General features: G+C 42.1%; 28 protein-coding genes. 1 reads left to right on the top strand and 27 read right to left on the bottom strand.

Annotated elements, in window-relative coordinates:
* Positions 1 to 271 precede the first annotated feature (271 nt).
* From L1D15_RS21105 to L1D15_RS20995, 20 genes are all read right to left on the bottom strand, one after another.
* On the bottom strand, positions 272 to 667 hold the full coding sequence (locus tag L1D15_RS21105) for a hypothetical protein (RefSeq protein WP_239876938.1): 396 nt from the start codon (positions 665 to 667) through the stop codon (positions 272 to 274).
* A 153-nt stretch (positions 668 to 820) separates the two neighbouring features.
* Positions 821 to 1,240, bottom strand: coding sequence for a hypothetical protein (locus L1D15_RS21100; RefSeq protein ID WP_239876937.1), 420 nt, complete (start codon positions 1,238 to 1,240; stop codon positions 821 to 823).
* Positions 1,241 to 1,398: 158 nt separating this feature from the next.
* Positions 1,399 to 1,803 (bottom strand): DUF1801 domain-containing protein, encoded by a 405-nt coding sequence (locus L1D15_RS21095; protein ID WP_239876936.1) that lies wholly within the window; start codon positions 1,801 to 1,803, stop codon positions 1,399 to 1,401.
* A 143-nt stretch (positions 1,804 to 1,946) separates the two neighbouring features.
* Positions 1,947 to 2,393 carry a hypothetical protein gene (locus L1D15_RS21090; protein ID WP_239866743.1) on the bottom strand — a complete coding sequence of 149 codons (447 nt, stop codon included), beginning with the start codon at positions 2,391 to 2,393 and terminating at the stop codon, positions 1,947 to 1,949.
* Between the two features lie 1,111 nt (positions 2,394 to 3,504).
* Positions 3,505 to 3,801 carry an antibiotic biosynthesis monooxygenase gene (locus L1D15_RS21085; protein ID WP_239876935.1) on the bottom strand — a complete coding sequence of 99 codons (297 nt, stop codon included), beginning with the start codon at positions 3,799 to 3,801 and terminating at the stop codon, positions 3,505 to 3,507.
* 126 nt (positions 3,802 to 3,927) lie between these two features.
* Positions 3,928 to 4,545, bottom strand: coding sequence for a hypothetical protein (locus L1D15_RS21080; RefSeq protein WP_239876934.1), 618 nt, complete (start codon positions 4,543 to 4,545; stop codon positions 3,928 to 3,930).
* Between the two features lie 608 nt (positions 4,546 to 5,153).
* On the bottom strand, positions 5,154 to 5,873 hold the full coding sequence (locus tag L1D15_RS21075; RefSeq protein ID WP_239876933.1) for an ETEC_3214 domain-containing protein: 720 nt from the start codon (positions 5,871 to 5,873) through the stop codon (positions 5,154 to 5,156).
* Positions 5,874 to 5,881: 8 nt separating this feature from the next.
* Positions 5,882 to 6,040, bottom strand: a complete 159-nt coding sequence (locus L1D15_RS21070; RefSeq protein WP_239876932.1) for a hypothetical protein — start codon at positions 6,038 to 6,040, stop codon at positions 5,882 to 5,884.
* A gap of 440 nt (positions 6,041 to 6,480) precedes the next feature.
* Complete coding sequence (locus L1D15_RS21065; RefSeq protein ID WP_039952315.1) at positions 6,481 to 6,756, bottom strand: hypothetical protein; 276 nt, start codon at positions 6,754 to 6,756, stop codon at positions 6,481 to 6,483.
* A gap of 659 nt (positions 6,757 to 7,415) precedes the next feature.
* Entirely contained in the window at positions 7,416 to 7,643 is a 228-nt protein-coding gene (locus tag L1D15_RS21060) for a hypothetical protein (RefSeq protein WP_065780675.1), read from the bottom strand.
* A gap of 293 nt (positions 7,644 to 7,936) precedes the next feature.
* Positions 7,937 to 8,206 (bottom strand): hypothetical protein, encoded by a 270-nt coding sequence (locus L1D15_RS21050; protein ID WP_065780673.1) that lies wholly within the window; start codon positions 8,204 to 8,206, stop codon positions 7,937 to 7,939.
* A gap of 809 nt (positions 8,207 to 9,015) precedes the next feature.
* The gene (locus L1D15_RS21045; RefSeq protein WP_239876930.1) at positions 9,016 to 9,525 is read right to left on the bottom strand and encodes an SMI1/KNR4 family protein; all 510 of its coding nucleotides are present in this window, start codon (positions 9,523 to 9,525) and stop codon (positions 9,016 to 9,018) included.
* A 154-nt stretch (positions 9,526 to 9,679) separates the two neighbouring features.
* On the bottom strand, positions 9,680 to 10,417 hold the full coding sequence (locus tag L1D15_RS21035; protein WP_239876928.1) for an SDR family oxidoreductase: 738 nt from the start codon (positions 10,415 to 10,417) through the stop codon (positions 9,680 to 9,682).
* 15 nt (positions 10,418 to 10,432) lie between these two features.
* On the bottom strand, positions 10,433 to 10,585 hold the full coding sequence (locus L1D15_RS21030; protein WP_239876927.1) for a hypothetical protein: 153 nt from the start codon (positions 10,583 to 10,585) through the stop codon (positions 10,433 to 10,435).
* Positions 10,586 to 10,982: 397 nt separating this feature from the next.
* Positions 10,983 to 11,396 (bottom strand): hypothetical protein, encoded by a 414-nt coding sequence (locus tag L1D15_RS21025; RefSeq protein WP_239876926.1) that lies wholly within the window; start codon positions 11,394 to 11,396, stop codon positions 10,983 to 10,985.
* A 117-nt stretch (positions 11,397 to 11,513) separates the two neighbouring features.
* Positions 11,514 to 12,296: a hypothetical protein gene (locus tag L1D15_RS21020; RefSeq protein ID WP_239876925.1), complete on the bottom strand. Its 783-nt coding sequence runs from the start codon at positions 12,294 to 12,296 to the stop codon at positions 11,514 to 11,516.
* On the bottom strand, positions 12,253 to 12,495 hold the full coding sequence (locus tag L1D15_RS21015) for a hypothetical protein (protein ID WP_239876924.1): 243 nt from the start codon (positions 12,493 to 12,495) through the stop codon (positions 12,253 to 12,255). The genes L1D15_RS21020 and L1D15_RS21015 overlap by 44 nt, the downstream gene beginning before the upstream one ends.
* 765 nt (positions 12,496 to 13,260) lie before the next feature.
* A complete protein-coding gene (locus tag L1D15_RS21010) occupies positions 13,261 to 13,440 on the bottom strand; it encodes a hypothetical protein (RefSeq protein ID WP_239876923.1) in 180 nt (59 codons plus the stop codon).
* Between the two features lie 702 nt (positions 13,441 to 14,142).
* The gene (locus tag L1D15_RS21000) at positions 14,143 to 14,394 is read right to left on the bottom strand and encodes a hypothetical protein (protein WP_239876922.1); all 252 of its coding nucleotides are present in this window, start codon (positions 14,392 to 14,394) and stop codon (positions 14,143 to 14,145) included.
* A 666-nt stretch (positions 14,395 to 15,060) separates the two neighbouring features.
* On the bottom strand, positions 15,061 to 15,417 hold the full coding sequence (locus L1D15_RS20995) for a PilZ domain-containing protein (protein WP_239876921.1): 357 nt from the start codon (positions 15,415 to 15,417) through the stop codon (positions 15,061 to 15,063).
* A gap of 298 nt (positions 15,418 to 15,715) precedes the next feature.
* Between L1D15_RS20995 and rarD the strand changes: the two genes are divergently transcribed.
* Complete coding sequence (rarD, locus tag L1D15_RS20990) at positions 15,716 to 16,606, top strand: EamA family transporter RarD (protein ID WP_239876920.1); 891 nt, start codon at positions 15,716 to 15,718, stop codon at positions 16,604 to 16,606.
* 22 nt (positions 16,607 to 16,628) lie between these two features.
* On the opposite strand, the gene L1D15_RS20985 is transcribed toward rarD, so the two are convergent.
* The 7 genes from L1D15_RS20985 to L1D15_RS20955 form a co-directional block, all read right to left on the bottom strand.
* Positions 16,629 to 18,047 carry a basic amino acid/polyamine antiporter gene (locus L1D15_RS20985; RefSeq protein WP_239876919.1) on the bottom strand — a complete coding sequence of 473 codons (1,419 nt, stop codon included), beginning with the start codon at positions 18,045 to 18,047 and terminating at the stop codon, positions 16,629 to 16,631.
* Between the two features lie 331 nt (positions 18,048 to 18,378).
* Positions 18,379 to 18,603: a hypothetical protein gene (locus L1D15_RS20980; RefSeq protein WP_239836558.1), complete on the bottom strand. Its 225-nt coding sequence runs from the start codon at positions 18,601 to 18,603 to the stop codon at positions 18,379 to 18,381.
* An 86-nt stretch (positions 18,604 to 18,689) separates the two neighbouring features.
* Positions 18,690 to 19,166, bottom strand: coding sequence for a Dps family protein (locus L1D15_RS20975; protein ID WP_239876918.1), 477 nt, complete (start codon positions 19,164 to 19,166; stop codon positions 18,690 to 18,692).
* Between the two features lie 369 nt (positions 19,167 to 19,535).
* Entirely contained in the window at positions 19,536 to 19,874 is a 339-nt protein-coding gene (locus L1D15_RS20970) for a DOPA 4,5-dioxygenase family protein (RefSeq protein ID WP_239876917.1), read from the bottom strand.
* A gap of 77 nt (positions 19,875 to 19,951) precedes the next feature.
* Positions 19,952 to 20,590, bottom strand: coding sequence for a response regulator transcription factor (locus tag L1D15_RS20965; RefSeq protein WP_239876916.1), 639 nt, complete (start codon positions 20,588 to 20,590; stop codon positions 19,952 to 19,954).
* Complete coding sequence (locus tag L1D15_RS20960; RefSeq protein ID WP_239871786.1) at positions 20,583 to 21,938, bottom strand: cache domain-containing protein; 1,356 nt, start codon at positions 21,936 to 21,938, stop codon at positions 20,583 to 20,585. Before L1D15_RS20960 ends, L1D15_RS20965 begins: the two co-directional genes overlap by 8 nt.
* A 79-nt stretch (positions 21,939 to 22,017) precedes the next feature.
* Positions 22,018 to 23,301: a TRAP transporter large permease subunit gene (locus L1D15_RS20955; protein ID WP_239876915.1), complete on the bottom strand. Its 1,284-nt coding sequence runs from the start codon at positions 23,299 to 23,301 to the stop codon at positions 22,018 to 22,020.
* Positions 23,302 to 23,310 lie beyond the last annotated feature (9 nt).

Here is a 23,310-nt window from a genome sequence, read left to right as displayed (position 1 = left end):
TGTAGGAGCGATACTTACTAACAGCCTCAGATTAAGCATGATTTGAGACGCTACAAAGTACTCAGCCCCGTCACCACAAATCGCAGCAACCAACTTTTTATCTTCTTCCATCTAACCTTTCCCGAAAAGCACATAACGCCCAATTAAGGGGTGAACAACGCCCCACCCAACCTAAAGCATTGTGCCTTAAACACTAAATTTGAAATAGAAGCAAAAATGCCAAGCGTTGAGAATCCCTCTTAAATTGCTTGTTATAAAACTTTTAAGCGTACTACTTTAACGAGCTCCCATCCCACAAATGCTCAGGATCAGGTAAAAAAGTAACACCACAACCTATACCGTTAGGATTGTAATTTTGAACAGATACCAACCAACCACCGGGAACTTTTGTTCTATATGACTTCTGAACACCACCAACATTTTTCAGTGTTTCCCAATCTAGAGTTGCTTCTCCGCGCACTCTTTTGAAACGCAATTGTTCTGTATTATATTTTTTTGTTTCGGACCAGAGTTTTAATGCTTTGTCTTTTGTGTGAGCTTTAGTGCTTTCACAGACAACAGCGAAACCATCCTGCTGTAATCCTCTGATTTGATCACCAGCGTAATCGTCAACGATATCTACCGCAATTGAGATATCATCTTTTTCTAAAATAATGTATTCATTCACGTCATTTCTCACCTAGTTTTATAACGCCCAATTAAGGGGTGAACAACGCCTCCACCCAAACCTAAAGCATTGTGCCATAAACACTAAATTTGAAGTAGAAACAAAAATGCCGAGCGTTGTGAATCCCTCTTAAATTGCTTGTTATGTGCGTAGTTAAATTTTTAACTGCTTTTCAAATTGCTCTTTGTGATTTTCAAGCTGTTTAGTAAACCACACTAAAACTTTGCTCTCTTTGTCATGGTCATTTTTCGACTGATGAAGTCTGAGCTCCAATGACTTTTCATGTATTAGCTTTAGGTAATCGGTTACTTTCGAGTCGTATATTGCAAAGGCAACTTTTGTGTCCCTTAAAAAGTTAACTCGCTCAATTTCGTCAACTTCAGCAGTTGCAATAATGTGCCCAATATATCGCTGAGTTGCTTCGAATACCTTGTAGCGTTTTTCGAAAACATCATACTTGAACTTTGAGCTACCCAAGCGCCATTGCAAACCCGCAATTACAACACCAATTATTGCAATTACAGGAGTCAAAAGCGCGGCTGTAATATCAACCCAATCTTTTTCTGTACTCATATTTAAACCTTGATCTGATAGCACATAACGCCGCGTTAAGGGGTGAGCAACGCAGACCACCTAACCTAAATAATTGTGCCGTAATCACTAAAGCTGAATCAAACCCAAAATGCCGAGCGTTGGGAATCCCCCTTAAACGCTTTGTTATGTGAATTATTTCAAGCACCCAACAGAGGAAAATTTTTACGCTGCTGATAGGTTAAAGCTAACTCTAAACAGGACTTGATTGCTGTTTCTGGCAACGGTTTCGATAAGGACAGAACTATTGCTCTGTTTCCCTGAAACTCCAGAACTGCACCATACAATTCCCGAAATGTATCAACTAACTTAGTTTGGCAGTTAAAGAACAAGTAATAATTATTGGGGGACTTCAATTTCCAATCCATTCTTAGGGGACTGCCTGTTTTTACGCTGTAGCTTGGTTCACCCCATTTTAGAGATTCATTGATTTCACCCAACTCCAATTCAGATGCGATTTGAAAGACTAGATTTCTCAATTCCTCTAACCTAAGGCGAACATTTTCCGGATATTCATCGAAGCGAGCTTTGACTACCTTGTTCATTGGAACCTCCTATTCACATAACGCTAAGCTAAGTGGCTGCAAACGCTCCACTAAACCCAAATAACCACCGTAAACACATAAACCAATTTGAACTAAAACCGCCACGCGTTTGCAGTCCGTCTTAAGCGCCTTGTTAAATGTCTTTACCTGCGTACACATTTGAAATTTAGAAATTCTTTCCCCTCGCGACTTGCAAGCAGTTGATAACTTAAAATGTGCAATGAATAGTCAAAATTAATATGATCGAAACTCATTTCTTTTTTGACAGTCTTACCATCAACCAGATCATAACCCACTACTTTCGTTTTTTGTCCGGAAAAAAACTTTCTCTCACGAGATATTTCTCCATTCTCATACGTTACTTTTTTACTCGATAAGAATAAAGTAGCCTGATTATCCTCTACTTCAATTACTAGTTGATTTGTTTTATTTGATAACTGTTCACAATCCCAGGCTCCTATAGCTTGAGTTTGGTATAACCTTTTATTCTCTTTCCATTCATCAAAAGACAAACGCTCTTTTGCTTGTAAGGAAGCTGTGCAAGCCAACATTACAAAACCAGCGACCTTTGATCGTACTACTTTCATCATTACTTCCGTGAGACATTTAACGCCGCGTTAATGGGCAGACAACGCTACCATGAACTTAGCCCATTGTGACATAAACACTAATACCAAACTGTGAACCAAAACTGCCAAGCGTTGGCTGTCCGATTGAACGCTTGGTTATGGAAACCTAAGACAACCAACACACTTACCGCAAAGCATGGGCTTATTGTGACCACTAAACACAACAAACCAGTATGCAGCAACCCAATGATGCTCAAAGAGGAAACCTAACAACAACGATACGGCCAACTGAAACAAAGAAGGACCGCCCCGCTAAAACCAAAGTCGAGCTAATTGCCGCTGTACCCAAGTCACTTGGCATTAGAACCTAAACGGCAGATTAGCCTTCTTGGAAAACTCAAAGCGGCTTTTCACCAGAGATTAAAACTTTGAACCAAGTGAGCAAGCAAGAGGTACCTAGAAACGTACAGCGAAAGCTGAACCAACAAGCCAAATAAGAACTAAATCTTGCTGCACCATAACGCCCTTGCTAAGCGGCTACCAACGATATCACAAAACTACAGCAAACCACCGTAAGCACTAGACTCAACCAAATACAAAACCGCCAGGCGTTGGTTGTCCGTCTTAAGTAGATTGTTAGGTATGCTCATTACGAACACCTAAGCTAGCTTGAACTATAGGACTCACCCATAAAACACCAAAGCCAACTGCACCGCAATCACCACCGAGGCTGAATAGTAACCACATCACTATTTTTTGCGGTGGTTCACTGAAGCAAAAAAGCTAACCAAATTGAGATAACGAGCTTCCAATGAATAAACTTGGGCAGGAGCACTTAAAAATAGAAAACACTCAATCACTAACGTCAAAGCTGACCATTTGAATGAAACCTTCACCTGAATAAGTTCGAGCCACATGACCGCTGAAACTAGCGACAATAAAAGGATTCGAAGTGGCTGAACGCCAAACTAAAAAACCGTACAAGCTTAAAGCAACCTAACGCCGCATTAAGGTGTGAGTGACGCAACCACAAAACTTAACCTTACCACCGTAAACACTATACTCAACTATGGAATTAAAAATGCCAAGCGTTGCGAATCACTCTTGAATGCTTTGTTATGTGCCGCTTCCGCTATTTAGTTCTGTCTTCTATTTCGTCGAATGCTTCAACCGAAACACGTTCAGCAATTTTACGCATCTGTCGCATTTTTTCTGGGTTACGATTTCCCCAAAACCACTCCCAATCTTCACGCGTGTTCCACTTAGCAATGGTCAGAACCTTTTCAGGTACGTCATAGGAGCGAAGCATAAAGCTACCGAGCGCACCTTCAACTGAATCATGGATTGATTCTGTCGCCGAGCGCCAGACATCTTGAAACTCATCCATTTTCTCAACTGGCACACGCCATTCATAGACAACTCGAAACATAAAACTTCCCTTTCAAAGGCCTGAAGCACATAACGCCGCATTAAGGTGTGACGCACGCTTGCCATACTGTGAGCGAAGCGAAACCGGCAAGCGTAAGGAATCACTCTTAAATGCTTTGTTATGTTTTTAACCAAGCCACTCATCATAAAAGTTAACACCCGACAGAATTTCCGTAACAACTTTATTGAAATTGGCTTCACCATAATCACAACAAATTTCATTAACAGAAAGATAGATCTGCAAACCATTGAAATTTGGCGGTAATTTTTCCCATGAGCTTATTATCTTTGATCTTGCAATAATACCCCAGCTCTCACTTAGTTGAAGAGTGCGTCCATCAATCTTTGTAGATAGAACTGACTCACCAATAGCTAACTTCAATTTCGTATCATAGTTGCGGTTAAGTATAGAAAATACCTTCCCTGAAATTCGTCTCTCTGATGTGTGAGATGAAATAGAACAATCAGAAAGCATTTTATCAACACTTGCTTTAGCTAAGCCTGTTTTTCCAAGTTTTACTTCGATTGGCAATACAATACCGCCTTTTAACTCAATAGCTAAATCAATCGTCGAAAATCCATCAAACATGACATCTGATTCAGGGAAATATAGCGGCAACTGCCGATGTACAGAGACCAGTTGCTCAACTTCAATTCCTAATTTATTTACAACCAATTCAGGCTGCTCTTTCAAAATTTTCTCTAGTACTAACTCACCTATATGAGGGAATAAGGTATCTAACATATTGAGACTCCAAGAGAAAACATAACGCCCTGCTAAGCGGCTGCCAACAATACCATAAAACTCAAACAGCCCACCTTAAACACTTAACTCAACCAAATATAAAGTCGCCGAGCGTTGGCTGTCCGTCTTAAGCAGTTTGTTATGTTTCTTGAAGATGCTTTATCTCTCCTTTGAGAATAAAATAACCTATAAAGCCACCTACAATAGGAAGGCTCAACGACAAAAAAATTATTAAAAATCGGTGTCGAACCTCTCTGGCACGAAATGCAACCACCGCTGGAGAAAGCCAGAGGCCAAAAACACCAACGCTCAAGAGCACAACTTCTACCCACGAAATCCATTCATACTGCTCAATTACACTAGGGAACGTTGTAAGTGCTATTAATTGAAAAACAAATACACTTATAAAGCATAACATCGATAATTTTATGAAATTCACTAAGACCTCTATATAAATTGCTAACAATCGAGCAAACATAACGCCCAATTAAGGGGTGAACAACGCCTCCCCCCAAGCCTAAAGCATTGTGCCATAAACACTAAATTTGAAGTCGAAACAAAAATACCGAGCGTTGTGAATCCCTCTTAAATTGTTTGTTAGCATTTGTTTAGTATCTATGCTCTGGCAAGTCCCTTGAACTAAAGTACTCAATACCTATACCAAAACTTGTTTCTCTTCCATCAGTTGAACCATGCACTTCTCCAACCCCAAAAGTGTTCGGCTTCGCGCCTTTACGATAGGTTTGTGAAACTTCTCTAGAAGGGTTAGGCATATGCTCAAGGTCAATATATTCATCATTCCCTTCATAATCGACCCCAGCAGGATTATATGCCAAATATATATTTCGATAATTGCCGGGGTTACCTAAATATATACTCTCATCATATGCATAAAACTTTGAACTCATTGTTGCAAAATTAGTATCGTAATGCTCAGAGATATCGAAAAATGTTTGACCTAATGAGCGTGACATATAAGGTATTATAGGTTTAAACTCTTTATTTTTTGATGTCACAGCAAAGAAAAAAACTTCGTTTCCCCTATCAAAGTTAACTTGCAAATAGAAGTTCTTAAATGAATATATATACTCTGTAGCTTCCTTACGCTGATTTTCAATGATTGGTGCGCCAAAAACGCTAGTTACATGCTGAATCGATACTCCTGTATTGAGTAACGTCAACCCATCTTCGGCTCGCTTCTGCTTAATGTAATTATTATAAAAATCACTAACATCATTCATATAACCAATTATGGCTAATATGCCCAATACAAACGCTATGATTTCAGCTTTGTACTTCCTGTAGAACGACTGAGAACTATGGCTCATTTTTCCCTCTATTCATTGATACACTCAAAGGATGCTAACGCCCTTACTAAGCGGCAACCAACAATACCACAAAACTCAAACAACCCACCGTAAACACGATACCCAACCAGACACAAAACCGCCAAGCGTTGGTTGTCCGTCTTAAGCTGATTGTTAGGTATGCTCATTACGAATGCTTTTGCTCGCTTAAGCTATAGGACTAACCCATGAAACACCAAAGCCAACTGCACCGCAATCACCACCCAAGCTGAATAGCTACCACATCACTATTTTTGCGGTGGTTCGCTGAAGCCAAAAAGCTAACCAAATTGAGAGAGCGTAATTTCAATAAATAAACTTGGACAAGAGCACTTAAAAACAGAAAACACTCAATCACTAACGTCAAAACTTGCCAGTTGAATGAAACTTTCACATGAAAATCTTCGAGCTACATGGCCACTGAAGTTCGCGACAAAGAAAGATTCGAAGTGGCTGACTGCCAAACTAAAAACCGTACAACCTAAAAACAACCTAACGCCGCATTAAGGTGTGAGCGACGCTTGGCTATATTTGAGCGAAGCGAAAACGCCAAGCGTTGCGAATCACTCTTAAATGCTTTGTTATATATTCATTCTTCTAGTTTACCGACCACCCATTGTGAACCTAAAGCAGAACGCCTTGCACAGGTACCTGGTTCCAGTGCCGTCAAATCATTAATGGTTGCATCCTCTGCCACTAGGTGCCCCACACCAATATGATGGGGGCGACCGCTTTCGACGCAACCGTCAATACCACACAGAAACTGCCAGTCTCCATCAAAATCTCTTACAGAAAAGAGCACTGGTCTAGTTTTCTCAAATACATGCGTGCACACAAACACGCCATAATCGTTTCTAAATTTCATAAAAGCCCTAGAATATATAACGCCGCATTAAGGTGTGAGCGACGCTTGGCTATACTTGAGCGAAGCGAAAAACGCCAAGCGTTGCGAATCACTCTTAAATGCTTTGTTATGTGCACGAATTAAATAACCCCTCATTTTTGAAGGTGTTAGACACTATTTAACTAAGAGTAAATAATGAGGGTTTGGTGATAAGTCATAGGTTGGAATAGTTGCACAACTCATCGAATCTACACTATCTCCTCGGTAACTAACAACAACCTGTTTGTCATGAGTCATTGAGCTCACCGCTAAAGAAAACCATAAAGAGCAAGTCACAGTATCGACACCACTACCTCCATCAGTTTGACAAAGCCTTGTATAGTCTTTTCTCCAGTCACCATGGATCATTAAGTTGTTATTCGCATCTATATACGCATGAGTAATCTTTCCATTGCATTTAAGACTAGTAGCACAAACTGGAATGCTAGTCAGAAGAGTCGTAAGCAATACAAATTTTCTAATCATTCTCGATATCCAAGTTAAAATAAAAGTCACATAACGCCCTGTTAAGGTGTGAGGTACGCAATGACCAAGCTTATATTTTGTGCTGTAAACACAAAATTCAAAGCAAGCTGCAAATGCCAAGCGTACCGAATCACTCTTAAACAGTTTGTTATGTTTTACTTTAACCCAACTATCTTTATTTCATGAATCTTTCCGTTGGGATCTTCTACTAACAATTTTGAGTTTGCGTTTAGTAATTCAACTATATCTTTTGTCAGTGCCAACGATTTACTTACAACACCAGCTTGGGTTCTTTCATTCAACACATCGAGAAGATATGCAGCATTATCGATATCTCTTTGAGTAAGATTCATACTTACTTTATTTAACTTAGATGTAGTCATCTCTTTTCCTCATCTCTCTAACGCCTAGTTAAGGGGTGAACTACGCCAGTCACCAAACCCAAACTAATGTGCCTTAACACAGACCCAACCTTGTCCTAATAACGCCAAGTGTTGGAAATCAATCTAACTAACGCCGCATTAAGGTGTGAACAACGCAATACCGAAGTCTCTGTATACCACCTTAAACACTAAACTCAACGCATAGTAAAAATGCCATGCGTTGCGAATCACTCTTATAACACTTGTTAGTTAGTAATACCTTATTATCGCCCTCAAAGAGGGCGATACCAAAATTATTCTTTTCGCATCAATAAGCCACTTAATGCACCAAGAGCTAGCATTGTGGCTGAGTTTAGCTCTGTTGGGATCGGCTTATCCATAACAGCAAGGGCGGCGTAACTTAATACACCCACGAAGCCAATCATCGACAATGTGATCATAGCGTAACGAAATAACAGAGGGTCTTTTTTAGGGTGGTAATCACCTTTGACGATACGTGGTGCCTCAGACTTTTCGCTAGAGCCCCACTCTTTCTCGCTAGTATCTTTGTTTTCCATATTCATTGCAGTATCTCATATAGAAGTGTTCAGTAATGAACGAGATACTACCACAAACGAAAAGATTGGAATACATTGTATATACATAATATTCCAATTAATGATTATTGAGAGAGTTTGAGGGTAAAACATAACGCCCTTGCTAAGCGGCTACCAACAATACCACAAAACTCAAACAAACCACCGTAAACACGATACTCAGCCAGACACAAAACCGCTAGGCGTTGGTTGTCCGTCTTGAGCTAATGGTTAGGTATGCTCATTACGAACACCTTTTCTNAGACACAAAACCGCTAGGCGTTGGTTGTCCGTCTTGAGCTAATGGTTAGGTATGCTCATTACGAACACCTTTTCTAGCTTGAGCTATAGGACTAAGCCATGAAACACCAAAGCTAAATACACCGCAACAACCACCAAAGCTGGATAATAGCCACGTCACCGTTTTTTGCGGTGGATCGCTGAAGCAAGAAAGCTAACCAAATTGAGATAACGAACTTGCAACGAACAAACTTGACCAAACGCACTTAAAAACAGAAAGCACTCAGCCACTAACCTCAAAGCTTGCCAGTGAATGAAACCTTCACCTGAAAAAGTTCGAGCCACATGGCCACTGAAACTCACGACAAAGAAAGATTCGAAGTGGCTGAGCACCAAACTAAAAACCGTATAATCTTAAAGCAACCTAACGCCCAATTAAGGGGTGAACAACGCCAGCACCCAACCTAACACATTGCACCGTAAACACTAAATTTGAAGTAGAAGCAAAAGTGCCAAGCGTTGAGAATCCCTCTTAAATTGCTTGTTAGGCGCTTGGCTTACTGGCAAAGTTCGTCAATCATTTGCTCAAAGTTAGGGTACTTTGATTTGGCCACACTTATGATTTTAGACACTGAGCTTTCATTTGACGGGGCAACCTCCTGAGCAAAGTGCAGAAACTTACTATTTAGGGGGCGCTTCAAGTCAGGATAAGCAACAGCCTCGTATGGCCCAAGACCATGTGCAAACAACCAAACATAGTCTCCAAAATTTTGTGCAACCACCCCAACTTCACCTTCAGAGCCAAAGAAAACAATAGGCTGTTGCAAAAGATCTTCGACATTGGCGACCAGCCAAAAAGCAGCGTAACCGCCAGAACCATCTTGACCAAAAATTAAATATTCATGCCCATTGAGTGAAGAATTACCAGTCCATGCTTTAATCCATTCTGATGTTTCCTCTTGCGAATAGAAATCATCATATGGTTCAAAATCAATTCCCTCACCGTCCGCGTAGTCAATTTCTATTGAGTGCAGTTTTTTCAATTGATCTGGAAAAGTTCTATCCATCTTATCTCCCATACTTTTTGGACAACGCCTAACGCCCAATTAAGGTGTGAAGCACGCGACCACGGCACTCAACTTTACCACCGTAAACACCGAACTCAACCCAAACCAAAAATGCCAAGCGTGCTGAATCACTCTTAAATTGTTTGTTAGCCGCTCATGCCAACGATAGCCCACCATCAACTACTAACGTGTGACCAACTATATAGCTGGCTTTATCTGATAATAAAAACTCAATTGCATTGACGATTTCGTCGATTTCCCCAAAACGATTGATAGGTACTACGTCAGAAACATCAGCGCGGATATTAGAGTTTTCAAGTTGCCTTTCTTCCCATCTGGGAGTCCACGTTACACCAGGAGCAACCGCATTGATTCGAATTCCAGATTTGATACTTTCTAGGGCAACTGATCTCGTTAGCCCCTCAAGGGCGTGCTTAGCAGCACTATACATTGATGCATTGGGTGTTGGCCTAAGACCATTAACAGAACTTACATTTACTATGGATGCACCAGCTTCCATTAGTTTCAATTCAGACCTCAAACACAAGGCTTGGCACAAAAAGTCCACATGAAGTGTTTCTTTGAGAAGTGGTACATCGACTTGAGGCAGATAGCCTCTAGAAGCAAGAGCCGGAGAAGCGTTGTTGACCGCTACATCCAATTTCCCGTAGTGGTCTGCAATATGAGCAAATAAACCGTCTAATTGTTGCTCATCCGCAATATCAACCGACTGGTAATCAACAGATTTTAATTCTGGATATTTTTGCATAACATCAAGCCAAATCTCCTTCGAACGTGAGCACGTAACAACTTTATATCCCTGCCTCACGAGCCGAAGAACTGAATACAAACCGATACCTTTTGAACCACCAGTGACTAACGCAATTTTCAATTTAGGACTCCTTTCCTATTTATGTGCTTTGACGGCTAACGCCCTTGCTAAGCGGCTACCAACAATACCACAAAACTCAGACAAACCACCGTAAACACTAAACATAACCAGACACAAAACCGCCAGACGTTGGTTGTCCGTCTTGAGCGGATGGTTAGGTATGCTCATTACGAACGCTTTGCTCGCTGGTGCTATAGGACTAACCCATGAAACACCAAAGCCAACTGCACCGCAATAACCACCGAGGCTGAATAACAACCACGCCACTATTTTAGCGGTGGTTCGCTGAAGCCCAAAAGCTAACCTAGTTGATAGAACAAACTACCAATGAATAGACTCAGCCACTGACGGCAAAGCTTGCCAGATTAAACTTTCGCCCGAAAAAGCTAGAGCCACATAGCTGCTGAAATTCGCGACAAACAAGATTATTGAAGTGGCTGATTAAAAAACCAAAAACCGTACTCGCCTAAAGCAACCTAACGCCGCATTAAGGTGTGAGCAGCGCTTGGCTATACTTGAGCGAAGCGAAACCGCCAAGCGTTGCGAATCACTCTTAAATGCTTTGTTAGTTGGTGGACTCCAACGCACGCTGAAGACATTCAGCGTCTTTGCACCCTAGGTAAATATTTTTGCCATTAGACATCTTTAATTTCAAAGCCTTACCTATTGAGACATTGTATAACCAGCCATCTTTTAGCAAACGAACTCCAATGCCTTGATACCATTCCGTTTCATAAGACGAAATATCTACAATACTTGAAACTTCGACTTCCTTTCGAAGGAAGCCAAAACCAAAATACCAGCACACTTTATTACCACTTACCTCAACAGACATCGAGTAAAACAATGCACCGATTACAAGATTAACTGTCAACGCTATGAGCATACTGCCAATGTGATTCGATGTTAAAACTATAATTGCACTGAGAATAGAAAGGATGACTATCAGTATCTTGTTAACTTCCGTTTGTTTATACATTACTTTTTCGTTCCCTGTACTGAACCAACTAACGCCGCATTAAGGTGTGAGCGGCGCTTGGCTATACTTGAGCGAAGCGAAACTGCCAAGCGTTGCGAATCACTCTTAAATGCTTTGTTATGCTTCGAGCTTTTTGCTTGATTCCTTAAACAAAGATTCTGCTTGAGCAGTAATCTGAGCTGCTTTTTCGAGTGTTTTTGAATCGAATTCACTACCATCCAACATAGAGTTGAATGAGCTAAGTAGAAGTTGCTCAAGTTCATCTAATAGGAAGTAACAACCTGCAACACCATGATTTTCAACGTACTCGGCTTGATGAGGTAAAGCTAAAGTGACCAGCTTCAACATATTTTTGCTACAAGTAAGATCTTTGCCCACACCATTTTTTAATAGTGATACCTGTAATACTGAATAGGATAAAATAGATTGATATGCGGCATAATATGCCCACGTAACCACCGACACAAATGGGCGCTGCCTATTAGCTTCTTGCATTGCTGCACCAATGCTATCCTGATCATATTGGCACATGACATCAAAAAATGTGCGAGCCTTGTTGTCTTGAGCAGTCGCATTAATTGCATTCTCATAATTTACAGTTGCCATTGTAGACACAGCAGATTTAGCTCCACCTAAATCAACGACTGATTTCCAAAGCAGCTCTACCGCTTTTAGTTGTCGATCATACAGCGTTGCGTACCTAGACGTAACCTGCACTAATACTCCATTCTGAAGAGCTTCTATACGCTGCTCTTGCTTTTTAAGCTGTGACTTGTAGCTCTCTTCCGACTTTCTAAGCTCTGACTGTACATTTTCTAATTGCTCATTATATTCATGAGCAATAGAGCCTTTTAACCTAGTTAAAAGCCAGTTTTTGGATAAGAAAATAGCTACTCCCAACAGTGATGTTGTCGTTAAAGCGGGAATCCAACTGTACATAATTACTCCAAAAATTGAATGGGAAGCATAACGCCCTTGCTAAGCGGCTACCAACGATACTACAAAACTCAGACAAACCACCGTAAACACGATACCCAACCAGACCCAAAGCCGCCAAGCGTTGGTTGTCCGTCTTGAGCGGATTGTTAGGTATGCTCATTACAAACGCTTTTGCTCGCTTAAGCTATAGGACTAAGCCATGAAACACCAAGGCCAACTGCACCGCAATCCCCACCGAAGCTGAATAACAACCACGTCACTATTTTTGCGGTGGTTCGCTGAAGCAAGAAAGCTAACCAAATTAAGATAACTAACTACCAATGAATAGACTTGGGCAAGAGCACTTAAAACGGAAAGTCCTCAGCCACTAACGTCAAAGCTTACCAGTTGAATGAAACTTTCACCTGAAAAAAGTTCGAGCCACATGACCGCTGAGATTAGCGACAAACAAGATTATTGAAGTGGCTGACTGCCAAACTAAAAAACAGTGCAAACGTAAAGCAACCTAACGCCGCATTAAGGTGTGAGCAACGCTACCACAAAACTTAACCATACCACCGTAAACGCGAAACCCAACGATGGAATGAAAAATGCCAAGCGTTGGGAATCACTCTTAAATGCTTTGTTAGGTGTCTTACCACTTACGTTCAAAGTTAGTTTTTACTTCTTTCGCTATATATGAGTTTAACCCATATCCTTGCTCTGCTAAGGACTTCATCCGTTGGACTGTTTGCGCTCCCGGCTTTTGATTTGAATACAAGTAATGCCTCCATGTGCCTGACTTAAATTTGACTGTTATGGAGTCTGCAGCAATTTCGTAGGCTTCTACATTCGAATTTCCGTTAAGGTTTTTATATGGCGTCATAAATATACTCTTTCTTTTGTTTTGTTTATTGCTTCACAAGAAGCACAAACATTATGAACCTTAACTCATAACATAAATGAGAGATAAACCTACTTTTCGAAGTACACCTAACGCCCTTGCTAAGCGGCTACCAACAATAACACAAAACTCAAACAAACCACCGTAAACACTGAGCACAACCAGATACAAAACCGCTAAGCGTTGGTTGTCCGTCTTGAGCTGATTGTTAGGTATGCTCATTACGAGCATCTATGTTCGCTTAAGCTATAGGACTCACCCATGAAACACCAAGGCCAACTGAACCGCAAATCACCACCAAAGCTGGATAATAACCACGTCACTGTTTTTTTTTGCGGTGTCTCACTGAAGCAAAAAACCAACCGGATGGAGATAGCGAACTTTCAACGAACAAACTTGACCAAGAGCACTTAAAGCAGCAAATCCTCAGCCACTAACGTCAAAGCTGGACAGTTGAAGAAACTTTCACCTAAAAATGTTCGAGCCACATGACCACTGACACTAGCGACAACAAAAGGATTCGAAGTGGCTGAGCGCTAAACTAAAAAGCCGTACAACCCCAAAGCAACCTAACGCCCTTGCTAAGCGGCTACCAACGATACCACAAAACTACAGCAAACCACCCTAAACACTACACCCAACCAGACACAAAATCGCCAAGCGTTGGTTGTCCGTCTTGAGCGGATGGTTAGGTATGCTCATTACGAACACTTTAGCTAGCTTGAGCTATAGGACTAACCCATGAAGCACCAAAGCCAACTGCACCGCAATAACCACCGAAGCTGAATAACAGCCACGTCACCATTTTTGCGGTGGTTCTCTGAAGCAAAAAAAACAACCAGATTGAAATAACGAACTTCCAATGAATAAACTTGCACAGGGCACTGAAAACCAAAAACACTCAGTCACTAACATCAAAGCTTGTCAGTTGAATGAAACCTTCACCTGAAAATGTTCGAGCCACATGGACACTGAAGTTCGCGACAAAGAAAGATTCGAAGTGGCTGAGCACCAAACTAAAAACCGTACAGCTTTAAAGCAACCTAACGCCCTTGCTAAGCGGCAACCAACCATACCACAAAACTCAGATAAACCACCGTAAACACGATACCCAACTAGACACAAAACCGCCAAGCGTTGGTTGTCCGTCTTGAGCTGATTGTTAGGTATGCTCATTACAAGTATCTATGCTCGCTTGAACTATAGGACTAACCCATGAAACACCAAAGCTAAATACACCGCAACAACCGCCAAGCTGAATAACAGCCACGTCACCATTTTTGCGGTGGCTCACTGAAGCAAAAAAGCTAACCACATTGAGATAACGAGCTTCAATGAATAAACTTGGGCAGGAGCACTGAAAAACAGAAAACACTTATAGTCATTCAAGCCAGAGTTAGCTAATTGAAGAAAGCTTTCACCTGAAAAAGTTCGAGCCACATAACCACTGACACTAGCGACAACAAAAGGATTCGAAGTGGCTGAGCGCTAAACCAAAAACCGTACTAGCCTAAAGCAACCTAACATTTGTATACTGCGCGAGCTCGGTTTTAAACACCCGATTTTCGATGAACCTCTCTGATTCCTATACAGAAAACGCTAGAAAAACCGTAAAACAAAATGCGCGTGCGTATTTTGACTGCGCAGTATCTCTTAATTACTTTTTGTAACTTATTGAATTTTAAAATTACTTATCATTTGTCACAAACATAAATGAGCGTCATCGTGTGTATGATCACTTTTGTTATTCAATTCTTTGTTCTTCCAGATGTCAGATACAAAACCGCCGCATAGTTTATGCGGCGGTTTCACTATTTGCTTCGCTATAGGAGATGAAGCTCGTTAAGCCACTTCAGTCGTTGGACGAGAGAAATACGCTGGGTACTTCTGGCGAATATGGCGCTGCTCTTCAACCATATTCTTAAAAGATGGACCTTTTCTGAGCTTAACAATTACCTCATTTTGGTCGAATCGTAGCACATTGCCCTCAAAGGTCACTTGCTTGTTGTTGTGCAAATGAATCGTCCCAGACATTGCTAACCCTTTGTACCAATTGGTAAAGGTATTTTTTACCACTCGGATACCACCCTCAGACACTTCGGTGACGTGAAACAGTTCGTTAGAAATACGTACTGAAGGCCTTGCTCTTCTTGGGTACTTCAATCGATAAAATTTACGCTTTTGTTCAAAATCACTCATTAACTTTCTCCTATAACTTCGAGTGATAACGTCCCGAAGAGTCTTATCTTTCTGGTGATTCTAGGGTCAACCAGATAAATCTAATTTTAAGATAATATAATTGTCGGCTATCAAAAGAAAATCTTTAGCTGCTAGTTGTGAGCCTGTGATCTCTTAGCATACTATTCAGCCCGCAACATATAATCATAAGCATTTGATTTCAAACAAGTAAAATCAAAAACCCCAATCATAACAAATCTCTTTACAATACGAGTTTTTGCTCATACATTGCACGCATCAAAATCGCTAGGTGTATTCCATGTCACAAGAACGTACTGGTAACTGGATGGCTGCTCTTTCATTCCTTTTATGGGGATTGTTACCACTCTATTATCAATATTTGCCTAATGCGGCTTTGGACGAGTTACTCACCGTTCGACTAGTTGCCTCTGTACCCTTTGGTATACTGATCGTGCTGTTTGTCACAAAAAAGTGGCCTAATTTTACAGCTATTTTTAGTGATCACCGCTCTTTAGTCATCACACTATTGGGCAGCACTCTAATGTCAATTTCTTGGTGTGCATTCACATGGGCGATGACAAATGATCGCGTGATTGATGCCAGTTTAGGCTTTTTCATCAGTCCACTAACAATGACAGCCTTGGGGGTATTCGTGTTAGGTGAAAAACTCTCACTTGGCAAAAAAGTGGCATTAGTATTAGCGACGGCAGGATTAAGTTATCAAGTCATGCAATATGGGCAAATACCTGTTATTGCACTGACTATGGCCATTTTCTTTACACTGTATGGTTGGTGTAAAAAGAAGATTCAATACGAATGGAGCACATGCCTGTTGGTCGAAGCCTTAGTGTTGCTGCCCTTTGCACTTGGCTATCTCACTTTCAAAGAACTCACTATTGGTACTGAATCACTTAACTCAGGCTGGTCAATCTTTGCGCTTTATATTGGCTCAGCTCCTGCAACCCTCGTTCCTTTGTTGTTTTACTCTTTAGCGATTCGTTGGACCAGTATGTCAACGGTCGGATTAATGCAATACATTGAACCGTCAATTCAATTTCTATTAGCAATATATCTCTTTGGTGAAATCTTTGATGAAGTCAAACTAATCAGCTTCAGCCTGATATGGACCGGTTTGCTTTTCACCATTGCAGAAAGTGCCAAAAACCGAATGGTACTGAAACGCTCATAAAATCCCCCCTCCGGGGGATTTTTTAAAATGAAAGATGAAGCGTACCTTGCCAAAGCAATCCGACTGCCAAAACAGCAGCTACACTCAACACACTAGCACCGAGTTTCTCTTTACCTTCAAACGGGTTGATCCCCTGCTCTTTCTTGGCCTGAATGTAAAAATACAGACCCGGCACATAAAGAATCGCCGAAAGAAGTAGGTAATTGAGCCCAGATGCATACAGTAGCCACAGACCATATAACGTAGCGCCAATACCCACAGCAAGTAAGCTACCTCGGCTTTTTTGTGTTATCGCTAATTTAAGTACGTAGGCACCGACCAAAAAATATGGTACTAAGATCATTTCAGAAGCAATGATCAACAAGGTATCGTACGTGCTGCCTGCAAACATCACCAAAATCAGAGAGATCTGAACCCAAATATTGGTCAAGGTTAGCGGCTTTACCGGGCTACCAGCTTTATTCAACTTCGCATAACTGGCCGGGAACATTTTCTCTTTTGCACACAGATAAGGTGCTTCTGAAGCTAAAACCGTCCAACTCAAGAATGCACCACACACAGACACGAGCAAGCCGATACTGATTATGTATTGACCCCATGGCCCGAGAATATGAGTCAGCACTTTTGCCATTGACGGGTTTTGATAGTGCGCCAACTCTGTTGGCTTAATGACTCCCATAGAGAGCAAAGTCACCAACACATAGATAGATAAGGCAGTCAGCAGCCCCAATATTGTTGCACGTCCAATATCTTTTCGGTTACGAGCCCGACTGGATACTACCACCGCACCTTCAATACCAATGAACACCCAAACTGTCACTAGCATAGTACTTTTTACTTGATCCCATAGCGTATGCGCATCACCAAAATGGAGACCACTGAAGTCAATCGTAAATGTGTCCCAGCTAAACGCAAACATTGCACAGAGTATAAACACCACCAGCGGTACAAGCTTCGCGTAAGTCGTTACCATATTAATCAAAGCGGCCGTTTGCACACCACGTAGGACTAATGCATGTACCATCCACAAAAGCATGGATGCACCTAAAATAGATACCCAAGTATTACCCTGGCCAAAGATCATGTTGTCAGGTGTGTCAAACAGCATGCCTAAGGTACTAAACACAATAACCAGATAAGAAACGTTGGCCAACATCGCACTTAGCCAGTAACCCCATGCAGAGCAGAAGCCGACAAAATCTCCAAAGCCTTCTTTTGCATAACCAAACACCCCGCTTTCAATCTGAGGTTTATGAGAAGCCAGCTTTTGGAATGAGAATGCAAGAAAGACCATGCCAATACCAGTAATCGCCCAGCCAATCATGACTGCCGCAGGGCTTGCAACAGAAGCCATGTTTTGTGGCAAGCTAAATACGCCTGCACCGATCATTGAACCAATGACGATCGCAGTGAGAGAGCTCAACCCAAGTTTGTTATTCATTGTTGTTCCGGATTATAAATTCAATGGTTTCGGAAATGGTCATATTACGGAGAAACTGCAATAAGAGGCAGAGTGGTTGTGACTTCTATCGCAAAGAAAAGCGAATAATCAGACACTTCATTGCTGCCGATCAAACCAAATCCAAATCTTAATATTTAATTCCAGTAATTAAAATATAATTAGAATTTAAAACCACAAAAATAGCAATAAAACAGCCCACAACCTCAATAAAAGGTCCGAAAAATAGCAAATTGCACTTTAAAAAGAAAAGGTCGCTTGGGGAATAAAAGAAGACAAAAGCAGGACCTAAAGAGCCCTGCTTTATACTGGGTTAGTGATGCGAGCCGGACGGGTCAAATCCGAAGTCTGACTGCTGGTAAATGTCCGACAAAGCCTTTTCTTTCTTAGACTTAGTCGAACTCCTTGAAGTCCCTGTGTGGTGTACATCCTGTGACTCCAAAGCCTTTTCATGTGCTTTTGCCGATCGAATAAATTCTGGGTTGTTAAGCGCCTCCTGACGCAGGCGATTAACACGTTCAAGGGTTTCCCACAACATAACTCACCTCCAGACTCTGTGTTTATATACAGTATAGATAACCTCACTAATATCTCAAGAAAACACTGTCTATTTGAACAGTTATTTTACTGCAAATAGGCGTTAAGCATCCACATCAGCTTTTCTTGCTCTCGAATATAGTCTCCCATCAGGGCTGCCGTACCTTCATCTTCTGCTTCTTCTGCTTGGTTTAAAATCGCGCGTTGCTGAGTCAGTAACGTGCTAAAACCATGAACAAGACCTCTCACACATTCTTTACCTGTTGTCGCATTTTGGTGTTCTTCAATGCCACTCTTTGCTAAATACTGGCTAAAACTGTGGTCTGGCGCTGAGCCAATAGTCAGAATACGCTCTGCTAGCTCATCAATTTTGGTTTGAAGATCGGTGTAGATCTCTTCAAATTTCAAATGCAGTTCAAAGAATTGCTGACCTTTGATGTTCCAGTGATAACCGCGGGTGTTCATATAAAGCACTTGATAGTGCGCTAACAACGCATTCAACTCGGTCGCCAGTACTTGTGATTTTTCGTTGTTTAGGCCAATTAAGTTAACTTGGTTTGTCATAGTACATTCCTCATCACAATCAATGTTTTTGGCTGTTGCCTTTCAATGATTTAACTATACTCACTCCTAATAGATAGTTAAAAACGTTCGTTTCTATAGATTTAATAGGTAATTCCTATAAATGCTTAGTCTCATAGTGAGCAGCCTCTACTCTCTGTAGAAGTGAACTAGCGTTACTCTGAAGCTGTAGTGCAAATATGAAGATAATTGCTAAATGGGGGCTTGTGCGGGTAAAAGAGCACTTTAACCGCGAGAGAGTTGAAATAGTAGGAATGACAGAAATGATAGCTCTCATTTCTGTTCCTTAATGTACACAATGAGTTTACGGCACGCTTGTTGTACTAGGGTATTGAATGAAAGGTATATCCACTAAAGCGAAGAGAGATCCAACTCAACAGGTTTGCCCAACCAATAAGCAAATTCGGTATGATCTTTGAGGTCATTACCCGTCAATGCGTGAACCAAAACCGGTAACTCCCCACGGGATTTATCTAACCAAGGGATTAAAACATCAAAGTCATCCGCCGTAAACGTCACAGAAAAGCTCCACATGGTATGAGGGCCAACCAGTTTCTGATTAAATCGCCCGACAGACAAGTCAAATTCACGACTGATTTGATCCCTCAAGTCAGAAGCGAAATCGTTGCTGTTGGCGTCAAAATAGACATGTGCATGGTAATCTTGATGGATATTTTTTGGATAAGTCATAATAATCTTCATTGAACGTGTTCGGATACACGATCCTGCCACGTTATTTAGTTAACTTGTGAATGCTGATGCGGTCGCTAACCCAATAGCCCTTGTTCGACAGCATATTTGGCAAGCTCTGCAGTGCTGTGTATATCTAGCTTCTGCTTGATGTTTTGCCGATGGGTTTCCACGGTGCGGTAACTAATACTCAGCAAAGCGGCGATTTTCTTACTACTGTTTCCTTCCGCAACCAATTTAAGAACGGCTTCCTCGCGTCGACTGAGAGGGTTAGGTTTTTGCGCAGAGGGAATCACTTCTTGAGAAAACAAAGTCTGTGTCACGGATTCGCAAAAATAGGTCGAGCCTTGATAGACCGTTTTAATCGCCTGCACCATCCGACGGGCACAAATCTCTTTCAGCATGTAACCAACCGCGCCAGCCTGCATCACCTTCATGATGTATTCGCGGTTATCATGCATGGTCAGCATCAAAACCTTAATCTCTGGCAGCTCTTCCTTGATTAGACGCGTGGCATCGATACCGTTCATTAATGGCATACTCACATCCATCAACACAACGTCTGGCGTTAGCTCCTTAACCTTTTCAATCGCCTCTAGACCATTGCTGGCCGAGCCAATCACCTCAATTTCTGGTTCCAGTTGGAGCCGAGCGATAAATCCATCTAAGACGACCTGATGATCGTCGACTATCACCACTGTGATCGGTTTATCCATAAACTAGTCCATCTAATTTCAACAGTACGGTAATCTCTGTACCAAACCCTGGTTCGCTTTCAAGCTCAAAATCGCCACCTAAGAACTCTACTCGCTCACGCATATTGCGTAAACCAATGCCCGACTTTCTTAGCGTTGAGCCTACATCAAACCCAACACCATCATCACGTATGATCAGTTGAAGCATATCGCCCAATTGCTGCAGGATTACCGTCACCTGCTTCGCTTGAGAGTGCTTCTCTATATTAGTCAGCGACTCCTGCGCTACCCGGTAAAGCGTGGTCGCTACCTCTGATTTTAGCCTGCTCTGACTGGTTGACAATGAGGCCTCAACATCGACGCCAGAATGCGCTTTAAAGTCCGTCAGCAAAGTCGTCATCGCAGCCTCAAGGCCGATATCATCCAGCGCACTAGGCCTTAACTGATGCGAAATATGTCGAACTTCATTAATCGCTGTCATGAGAGAATTCTGCGACTTAGCTAGATGCTGCTTTTGTGTTTCGTCATCAAGTTTGGTGCCAAGCAACTCCAAGTGACATTTGCTTGAGATCAGAAGCTGGTTAATACCATCGTGAAGCTCCCTCGCTAGGTGCTTTTTCTCATCTTCCTGAAACATCACAGTTTTATGCGCCAGCTCTTTTAAGCTCTTATCCGCCAGTCGATGCTCATGTAAATTGACCGCTAATGTCAAAACCAGAATCACCGCGACGGTCACCACTACAATCACAATGAGTGAAAAGAAGGTCGTCTCGATATTATCGTTGACCGCCAATTGGAGGTTTGCCACTTCTTCAGTGACATCTTCAATGTACAAGCCCGTACCGATCATCCAATTCCACTTGCTTAACCAAGCCGCGTAACTCAGTTTAGGAACGCTTTCTCCAGTCGATGGTTTTTGCCACAAATACTGATGAAAACCACCACCGGACTTTGCCTGCGCAAGTAAAGACTCTATTAAGTGGTTACCGTTTTCATCCTGAATGTGTAGTAGGTTTTGACCCACCAGTTCAGGCATAATTGGGTGAACCAGATTGGTCCCGTTCTTGTCGTAAACAAAGAAGTAGCCATCAGTTCCATATTGCAGACGACTGATGATCGCTTTGACCTGCTCCTTTGCCTGATGCTCTTCGATATTAGGATCGTTATAGATGTGCTCAATGGCATCAAAGGCCAAATCAACCAGATCCTTGAGCGCCGATTCTTTGGACTTAATGAGGCTGGAATGGAAGATTTTCACTTCTTTGTCACCCAGCGTTTTGGTTTGGTAGATAGCGATCCAACTTGTCAGCGCCATCACTAACAACAGCGGCAACAAGCTCAACAAAATCAACTTAGCTTTTAGAGGCATTCCTTCTCCCATACTAAAAAGCTGCCCATACGAGCAGCTTTACTTTAGCAAGAGTTGTTACATTTCTGTAATCAGTCGATCACATTCCATAGAATCCAGGGAAGACTAACAGTGACGTCAGCACGAGGATCTGAATACCGATGAATGGCATCACACCTCGATATATATCTCGGGTCGTCACCCCTTTCGGTGCTACACCTTTGAGATAAAACAGGCTGAAACCAAATGGTGGGGTCAAGAAGGAGGTCTGCAGGTTCATCGCAATCAAGATCGCAAACCAAGTCATGTTTATACCCATAATCTCGGCAACGGGTGCGATGATTGGAACGATGATAAAACAGATTTCCACAAAGTCGATGAAGAAGCCCAGAACCAGAATCACCAACATAGTGATGATCAGGAAGCCCCATTTCTCGCCCGGTATTTGTAGCATCCACTCTTCAACCAGGTAGTCACCACCCGTGTAAGTAAATGCCATAGAGAACGCTGTGGCACCGAGCAGAATCGCAAACACCATAGCGGTTACTTTGACCGTCTCTTTCGACGCTTCATACACCATGTTCCAGCTGAATTGCTTGTAAAGCAGAGACAGAACTATCGCACCAGCGCCACCAAGCGCAGCGGATTCTGTTGGCGTCGCAACACCAGCAAAGATGGAACCAAGTACCACTACGATAAGCGCAAGTGGCGGGATCACAGCTTTAAGCGCAGTGATGACTTCCTGCTTACGGCTTACCGATTCATCACGAGGAATGGGCTGCGCAGCTTCTGGATTGAGTTTGGCGTAAATCAGAATATAGAGAACGTAAGCGCCAACTAAAACGAGACCCGGCCAAACCGCTGCCTGAAACAAATCCCCAACGGGAACACCTAACACATCGCCAAGAAGGATTAACACGATAGACGGTGGAATGATTTGACCTAACGTACCTGAGGCACAAATCGTTCCGCACGCTAACCCTTTATCATAGTTGTACTTAAGCATAACCGGCAGAGAGATAAGCCCCATTGCTACAACGGAGGCTCCAACAACGCCTGTAGAAGCCGCCAGCAAAGCGCCCACTAAAACGGTAGAAATCGCGATACCACCGCGCACACCACCAAACAGCTTACCCATGGATTCAAGCAGCTGTTCCGCTAAACGTGTTTTTTGCAGAACCAAACCCATGAAAACGAACAATGGCACTGCCATCAATACCGTGTTTTCCATGATGGATTGGATACGATATGGCATGAAAGCAAACATATCCATGCCTTCGGCCCAGACGCCGAAGATCAGTGCAATACCACCAAAGGTGAACGCAACTGGGAAGCCAAGCAGCAAAGCAAACAAGGCAACAAAAAACATTACAATACCGACCATTTTTGTCTC

The organism is Vibrio sp. Isolate25 (assembly GCF_022398025.1).
Taxonomy (GTDB): Bacteria; Pseudomonadota; Gammaproteobacteria; order Enterobacterales; family Vibrionaceae; genus Vibrio; species Vibrio coralliilyticus_A.
This window is presented reverse-complemented; position numbering and strand designations above follow the sequence as displayed.

Excerpts from the sequence above, each read along its gene's own strand:
- L1D15_RS21050 (WP_065780673.1), bottom strand. The coding sequence starts at position 8,206 with ATGAATATGGAAAACAAAGATACTAGCGAGAAAGAGTGGGGCTCTAGC.
- L1D15_RS21010 (WP_239876923.1), bottom strand. The coding sequence starts at position 13,440 with ATGAGCATACCTAACAATCAGCTCAAGACGGACAACCAACGCTTAGCG.
- L1D15_RS20960 (WP_239871786.1), bottom strand. The coding sequence starts at position 21,938 with ATGCCTCTAAAAGCTAAGTTGATTTTGTTGAGCTTGTTGCCGCTGTTG.
- L1D15_RS20975 (WP_239876918.1), bottom strand. The coding sequence starts at position 19,166 with ATGACAAACCAAGTTAACTTAATTGGCCTAAACAACGAAAAATCACAA.
- L1D15_RS20985 (WP_239876919.1), bottom strand. The coding sequence starts at position 18,047 with ATGAATAACAAACTTGGGTTGAGCTCTCTCACTGCGATCGTCATTGGT.
- L1D15_RS21090 (WP_239866743.1), bottom strand. The coding sequence starts at position 2,393 with ATGATGAAAGTAGTACGATCAAAGGTCGCTGGTTTTGTAATGTTGGCT.
- L1D15_RS21085 (WP_239876935.1), bottom strand. The coding sequence starts at position 3,801 with ATGTTTCGAGTTGTCTATGAATGGCGTGTGCCAGTTGAGAAAATGGAT.
- L1D15_RS20995 (WP_239876921.1), bottom strand. The coding sequence starts at position 15,417 with ATGAGTGATTTTGAACAAAAGCGTAAATTTTATCGATTGAAGTACCCA.
- L1D15_RS20970 (WP_239876917.1), bottom strand. The coding sequence starts at position 19,874 with ATGACTTATCCAAAAAATATCCATCAAGATTACCATGCACATGTCTAT.
- L1D15_RS21015 (WP_239876924.1), bottom strand. The coding sequence starts at position 12,495 with ATGAGCATACCTAACAATCCGCTCAAGACGGACAACCAACGCTTGGCG.
- L1D15_RS21095 (WP_239876936.1), bottom strand. The coding sequence starts at position 1,803 with ATGAACAAGGTAGTCAAAGCTCGCTTCGATGAATATCCGGAAAATGTT.
- L1D15_RS21075 (WP_239876933.1), bottom strand. The coding sequence starts at position 5,873 with ATGAGCCATAGTTCTCAGTCGTTCTACAGGAAGTACAAAGCTGAAATC.
- L1D15_RS21030 (WP_239876927.1), bottom strand. The coding sequence starts at position 10,585 with ATGAGCATACCTAACCATCCGCTCAAGACGGACAACCAACGTCTGGCG.
- L1D15_RS21045 (WP_239876930.1), bottom strand. The coding sequence starts at position 9,525 with ATGGATAGAACTTTTCCAGATCAATTGAAAAAACTGCACTCAATAGAA.
- L1D15_RS21065 (WP_039952315.1), bottom strand. The coding sequence starts at position 6,756 with ATGAAATTTAGAAACGATTATGGCGTGTTTGTGTGCACGCATGTATTT.
- L1D15_RS21000 (WP_239876922.1), bottom strand. The coding sequence starts at position 14,394 with ATGAGCATACCTAACAATCAGCTCAAGACGGACAACCAACGCTTGGCG.
- L1D15_RS21080 (WP_239876934.1), bottom strand. The coding sequence starts at position 4,545 with ATGTTAGATACCTTATTCCCTCATATAGGTGAGTTAGTACTAGAGAAA.
- L1D15_RS20955 (WP_239876915.1), bottom strand. The coding sequence starts at position 23,301 with ATGGTCGGTATTGTAATGTTTTTTGTTGCCTTGTTTGCTTTGCTGCTT.
- L1D15_RS20980 (WP_239836558.1), bottom strand. The coding sequence starts at position 18,603 with ATGTTGTGGGAAACCCTTGAACGTGTTAATCGCCTGCGTCAGGAGGCG.
- L1D15_RS21100 (WP_239876937.1), bottom strand. The coding sequence starts at position 1,240 with ATGAGTACAGAAAAAGATTGGGTTGATATTACAGCCGCGCTTTTGACT.
- L1D15_RS20965 (WP_239876916.1), bottom strand. The coding sequence starts at position 20,590 with ATGGATAAACCGATCACAGTGGTGATAGTCGACGATCATCAGGTCGTC.
- L1D15_RS21070 (WP_239876932.1), bottom strand. The coding sequence starts at position 6,040 with ATGAGCATACCTAACAATCAGCTTAAGACGGACAACCAACGCTTGGCG.
- L1D15_RS21025 (WP_239876926.1), bottom strand. The coding sequence starts at position 11,396 with ATGTATAAACAAACGGAAGTTAACAAGATACTGATAGTCATCCTTTCT.
- L1D15_RS21060 (WP_065780675.1), bottom strand. The coding sequence starts at position 7,643 with ATGACTACATCTAAGTTAAATAAAGTAAGTATGAATCTTACTCAAAGA.
- rarD (WP_239876920.1), top strand. The coding sequence starts at position 15,716 with ATGTCACAAGAACGTACTGGTAACTGGATGGCTGCTCTTTCATTCCTT.